The organism is Trinickia sp. (assembly GCF_051953955.1).
Lineage (GTDB): Bacteria > Pseudomonadota > Gammaproteobacteria > Burkholderiales > Burkholderiaceae > Trinickia.
The window spans coordinates 1-5201 of sequence record NZ_JBQCIF010000133.1; the positions used below are offsets into that span (position 1 = coordinate 1).

Genomic DNA, 5201 nt, shown 5'->3' on the forward strand with positions numbered 1-5201 from the left:
GCGACGTCCGATACTTCGGCGCGCGTCGGCACCGGCGCATGGATCATCGATTCCATCATTTGCGTGGCCGTAATGACGAGCTTGTTCGACTCGCGCGCCATCCGGATCATCCGTTTTTGCAGCGCCGGCACGGCCGCGTTGCCGACTTCGACGGCCAAGTCGCCCCGGGCGACCATGATGCCGTCCGATGCGTCGAGAATGCCTTGCAGCGCGGGAATCGCCTCCGCGCGCTCGATCTTGGCGATCATCTTGGGCTTGTTGCCGTACGGCATGCCGGCGATGTTCGCGAGCTGGCGCGCCATCTCCATGTCGGTTGCATTCTTCGGAAACGAGACGGCGATGTAGTCGACGCCGATCGCCATCGCCGTGCGGATATCCTCCATGTCCTTCGCCGTCAGCGCGGGCGCCGTCAAGCCGCCGCCTTGGCGGTTGATGCCCTTGTTGTTCGACAGCTCGCCGCCGACTTTGACGATCGTGTGGATTTCTTCGCCGATCACTCGGGCAACCGTCAGCACGATCAAGCCGTCGTTCAGCAGCAGGACGTCGCCCGGCTTCAGGTCGCGCGGCAAATCGCGATAGTCGAGGCCCACGCGGTCGTCGTTGCCGAGCGCGCAGTTCGCGTCGAGGATGAACGGCTGGCCCGGCTCGAGCATGGTCTTGCCGTTCTCGAACTTGCCGACTCGAATCTTGGGCCCTTGCAGGTCGGCCATGATGGCGACCGCCCTTCCCGTCTGGCGCGCCGCCTCGCGCACGTGCTCGGCGCGCTGGCGGTGATCGTCGGCCGTGCCGTGCGAAAAATTCAGGCGTACGACGTCGACGCCCGCTTGCATCATCTGCAAGAGAACCTCGGGCGAACTCGATGCCGGTCCGATCGTGGCGACAATCTTGGTGGCGCGATGCATGTATCTCCTCGTCTGGGTGGTGTCGCTGGTAAACGGGCTGCGAGATGATGCGTCGGGCGCCTGGGACGAAGCGCTCGTGCGATTGGGGCTTTCTTGCGCGCCAGGTCGTGCCGGCGTCGCTTTGTCTTCATGGATCGGCTGGGCTTGCGCGGCGGTGCCGGCGAGCGGCACCGCAACCGGTTCGACCGGCCGCGGGGCGGACGGATTGCCCGCCGCCTCGACAGCCGATGCGCGGCGCACCGAACGGGCCGGTCGGGCCGGGCTCTTGGCCGACTTCGGAGCGCGCGCGCCCACGGTCAAGCCCGGGACTCGAGCACTTCGACGGCGGGCAGCTTCTTGCCCTCGAGGAATTCGAGGAATGCGCCGCCGCCCGTCGAGATGTAGCTGACCTTGTCGTGGATGCCGTACTTGGCGATCGCCGCGAGCGTATCGCCGCCGCCGGCGATCGAGAAAGCCGGCGACTTCGCGATCGCTTCGGCCAGCGTCTTGGTGCCGTTGCCGAATTGGTCGAATTCGAACACGCCGACCGGACCGTTCCAGACGATGGTGCCGGCGCTCGAAAGCTGCGTGGCGAGCGCCTTCGCCGTTTGCGGGCCGATGTCGAGGATCATGTCGTCGGCTTCGATGTCCGCGACGTTCTTGGTCACGGCCGCCGCCGTCGCCGAAAACTGCTTCGCCACGACGACGTCGGAAGGGATCGGCACCGAGGCTCCGCGCGCGCGCGCGCCCTCGATGATGGCCTTGGCCTCGTTCACGAGATCGGGCTCGGCGAGCGACTTGCCGATCTTCAGGCCGGCCGCGAGCATGAACGTGTTGGCGATGCCGCCGCCGACGATCAGCTGATCGACCTTTTCGGCGAGCGACTTGAGGATCGTGAGCTTGGTCGACACCTTCGAGCCCGCGACGATCGCCACGAGCGGGCGCTTCGGATTGCCGAGCGCCTTGCCGAGCGCGTCGAGCTCGGCCGCGAGCAGCGGGCCCGCGCAAGCGATCTTCGCGTACTTGGCGATGCCGTGCGTCGTGGCCTCGGCGCGGTGCGCGGTGCCGAATGCGTCGTTGACGTAGATGTCGGCCAGCTGCGCCATTTTCTGCGCGAGTTCGTCGCTGTTCTTCTTCTCGCCCTTGTTGACGCGGCAGTTCTCGAGCAGGACGACCTGGCCCGGCGCGACGTTCACGCCGTTCTCGACCCAATTGGCGACGAGCGGCACGTCGCGGCCGAGCAGCTCGGCCAGGCGTTTGGCGACGGGCGCCAGCGAATCTTCGGGTTTGAACTCGCCTTCGGTCGGGCGCCCGAGGTGCGACGTCACCATGACGGCGGCGCCCGCGGCCAGCGCGGCCTCGATGGCCGGCACGGAGGCACGCACGCGCGTGTCTTCGGTGATGTTGCCTTGCTCGTCCTGCGGCACGTTGAGATCGGCGCGGATGAAGACGCGCTTGCCGGACAGCAAGCCCTTTGCGATCAGATCGGAGAGACGCAGTACTTGGCTCATGGGAATGTACGCATGCAGGTTGGTGGACGGGCGAGTGCGCCCGCCGCGAGCGGGTGGCCCCGGTTCGCGGCGAGAGCGGCAGTCGAGCATTTTAGCCGATCGCCCCGCTCTCGAACCCGATCGGAGCACGAATGTCGCGTATTCGGGGAACGTATGTCGCAATCGGGTGGGTCGGGGGCGTGTCGCGGGCACGTCACGCGAAGAGGCGCAGCAACGTATAGGCGATCATGCCGACGATGATCGTGCCGACCATGCTGCGACGCCAGAGAAACCAGGCCAGCCCCGCCAACGTGCCGTAAAACGCATGATTGGACAGCGCAAACGAGATCCCCCTCGGCGTTTGCAGCACATCGGGCAGCACGACGGCAACGAGCGCGGCGGCCGGCGCGTAGCGCAGCGCGCGCTGCACGCGCTCCGGCAGCACGGCCCGCTCGCCGCCGAGCAGGAAGAACGCGCGCGTGGCGGCCGTCACGGCGGTCATCCCGACGATCGCGAGCCAGATTTGCATGGGCGACATCGTTCAGGGCTCCTTGCCGAAATCCGTGGAATGCGCCGAACGCGCGGTGGGCCGCGCGGTGCGCAGGCGGCGCAGATCGGCGCGTTCGGCCACGACGTCGGCGATGCTGCCCGCCGCGATGGCGGCGAACACGGCCAGCGGGAGCGCGAGCCGATAAGGCAGATCGATGGCGATGAGCGCCACGACGCCCGCCATCGCGACGGCCGCCAGCATCGAACGGCTGATGACGGCACTGACGATCAGCGGCACGAGGGCGAGCGTGCCCGCGAGATCGAGCCCCCAATTGTCCGGAACGGCGCTGGCGAGCAGGATGCCGGCGATCGACGAGACTTGCCAAAACACCCAACTCAGCAGCGACATCCCCCAGAAATAGGCCTCTTTGCCAGGCACGTAGCCGTTCGCGAACGCTTTCTTCTGAAACAGCAAGTAGACGACGTCGCCATTGAAATAGCCGAGCGCGAGCCGCCGCCAGAACGGCAAGTACGAGAAATGCGGCGCGAGCCCCGCGCTGAAGATGACGAAGCGCGTATTGACCATGGCCGCCGTGAGCAGCGCGGTCCAGATCGGCAACTTGGCGGCGAGGAGCGGCAGCACGGCGAGCTGGGACGAGCCCGCGTAGACGAGCAGCGACATGCCGAGCGCCTGCGGCACGCTCAAGACCGATTTGCTCATCGCCACACCAGTGACGAGGCCCCACGAGAACATGGCCATCAGCGTCGGCGAATAGTCGCGCACGCCGCTCGTGAAGGCGGCGCGGTCGGCGGGGCTGAGGCGAGAGAGCATGGCGGCCGGGCGGCGGGCCGGGCACGCGAGCCCGGCCGCCTGTTCGAATCAGAAGGTGTCCGATTATAGAGGCCGATTGCCCCCAACGCCCATAAACCAGCTAGCGCGTGCCGAGAAGCCCACAAAAGACGCTAAAATGGCGAACTCACTGGGGCACCCCCACCGCACCGCTAGGAGATACGTATGTCAATGGCCGATCGCGACGGCAAGATTTGGATGGACGGCAAGCTGATCGACTGGCGCGACGCCAAGATCCACGTCCTGACGCACACGCTGCACTACGGCATGGGCGTCTTCGAGGGTGTGCGCGCGTACAAGACGGTCGACGGTGCGAGTGCCATCTTCCGCCTGAAGGAGCATACGAAGCGTCTGCTGAACTCGGCGAAGATCTTCCAGATGAACGTGCCGTTCGATCACGAAACGCTTGCCGCCGCGCAATGCGAAGTCGTGCGCGAGAACAAGCTCGAGACCGCCTATCTGCGCCCGATCATTTGGGTCGGCTCGGAGAAGCTCGGCGTCTCCGCTCGCGGCAACACGATCCACGTGGCGATCGCGGCCTGGCCGTGGGGTGCCTACCTCGGCGAAGAAGGGATGACGAAGGGCATCCGCGTGAAGACCTCGTCGTTCACGCGCCACCACGTCAACGTCTCGATGGTGCGCGCCAAGGCGTCGGGCTGGTACGTGAACTCGATTCTCGCGAATCAGGAGGCGACGGCCGACGGCTATGACGAGGCACTGTTGCTCGACGTCGACGGCTACGTCTCCGAAGGCTCGGGCGAGAACTTCTTCCTCGTCAACAACGGCAAGCTCTACACGCCCGATCTGGCCTCGTGCCTCGACGGCATCACGCGCGATACGGTGATCACGCTCGCGCGCGACGCGGGGATCGAAGTCATCGAAAAGCGGATCACGCGCGACGAGGTCTATACGGCCGACGAAGCGTTCTTCACGGGCACCGCCGCTGAAGTCACGCCGATCCGCGAGCTCGACAACCGCACGATCGGCGCCGGCGCGCGCGGCCCCGTCACCGAAAAACTACAATCGGCGTTCTTCGACGTCATCGCGGGCAAGAACGCGAAGTATCAGCACTGGCTCACGAAGATCTGATGAAGATCTGATCCCTGAGCGCCGCCCGAACGCCGCACGCCACCCTGCCTATAACGAGAATCACGAGAATCCGTCTCATGAGCGAAACGAAGGAAATGCCGCTGGTCGAGCTGTCGGCCAAAGATTTGCCCGCTTACTGCCCGAATCCGTCGATGCCGCGCTGGAGCGCGCATCCGCGCGTATTCATCGACGTCACGCACGGCGAGGCGCGTTGCCCGTATTGCGGCACACGCTACAAGCTGCGCGACGGCGAGATCGTCAAGCATCACTGATTCGTCCCGTCGCCCACGCGCGGCGCAGTCAGCGCTCGTTCACGTCCCGGCCGGGGCGAACGCGCAAGCGGCGCGGGCGCGCGGGCGGCGGCCGCGGCGGGCCGGTTTGCGCCCCCGGCCGGGCGCCCCG

At 66.4% G+C, this 5201-nt stretch carries 6 protein-coding genes; 2 read left to right on the forward strand and 4 right to left on the reverse strand.

The window, feature by feature from the left end; translation table 11 throughout:
• The 4 genes from pyk to ACTHNZ_RS25060 all read right to left on the reverse strand — a co-directional run.
• Positions 1-902, reverse strand: a 902-nt coding sequence (pyk, locus tag ACTHNZ_RS25045; protein WP_440545290.1) for a pyruvate kinase, incomplete at its 3' end; no start/stop codon positions are given.
• A 296-nt stretch (positions 903-1198) separates the two neighbouring features.
• Positions 1199-2392 (reverse strand): phosphoglycerate kinase, encoded by a 1194-nt coding sequence (locus tag ACTHNZ_RS25050; RefSeq protein WP_440545291.1) that lies wholly within the window; start codon positions 2390-2392, stop codon positions 1199-1201.
• Between the two features lie 193 nt (positions 2393-2585).
• Positions 2586-2909, reverse strand: coding sequence for an AzlD domain-containing protein (locus tag ACTHNZ_RS25055; RefSeq protein ID WP_440545292.1), 324 nt, complete (start codon positions 2907-2909; stop codon positions 2586-2588).
• A gap of 3 nt (positions 2910-2912) precedes the next feature.
• Positions 2913-3692: an AzlC family ABC transporter permease gene (locus tag ACTHNZ_RS25060; protein ID WP_440545293.1), complete on the reverse strand. Its 780-nt coding sequence runs from the start codon at positions 3690-3692 to the stop codon at positions 2913-2915.
• Positions 3693-3875: 183 nt separating this feature from the next.
• Here ACTHNZ_RS25060 and ACTHNZ_RS25065 point away from each other — a divergent pair, with 183 nt between their 5' ends.
• Positions 3876-4799, forward strand: a complete 924-nt coding sequence (locus tag ACTHNZ_RS25065; RefSeq protein ID WP_440545294.1) for a branched-chain amino acid transaminase — start codon at positions 3876-3878, stop codon at positions 4797-4799.
• 77 nt (positions 4800-4876) lie between these two features.
• Positions 4877-5071, forward strand: a complete 195-nt coding sequence (locus ACTHNZ_RS25070) for a zinc-finger domain-containing protein (RefSeq protein ID WP_102608952.1) — start codon at positions 4877-4879, stop codon at positions 5069-5071.
• The last annotated feature ends 130 nt before the right edge of the window (positions 5072-5201 follow it).

Coding starts and splice junctions, on each gene's coding strand:
- ACTHNZ_RS25050 (WP_440545291.1), bottom strand. CDS start 2,392: ATGAGCCAAGTACTGCGTCTCTCCGATCTGATCGCAAAGGGCTTGCTG.
- ACTHNZ_RS25055 (WP_440545292.1), bottom strand. CDS start 2,909: ATGTCGCCCATGCAAATCTGGCTCGCGATCGTCGGGATGACCGCCGTG.
- ACTHNZ_RS25060 (WP_440545293.1), bottom strand. CDS start 3,692: ATGCTCTCTCGCCTCAGCCCCGCCGACCGCGCCGCCTTCACGAGCGGC.
- ACTHNZ_RS25065 (WP_440545294.1), top strand. CDS start 3,876: ATGTCAATGGCCGATCGCGACGGCAAGATTTGGATGGACGGCAAGCTG.
- ACTHNZ_RS25070 (WP_102608952.1), top strand. CDS start 4,877: ATGAGCGAAACGAAGGAAATGCCGCTGGTCGAGCTGTCGGCCAAAGAT.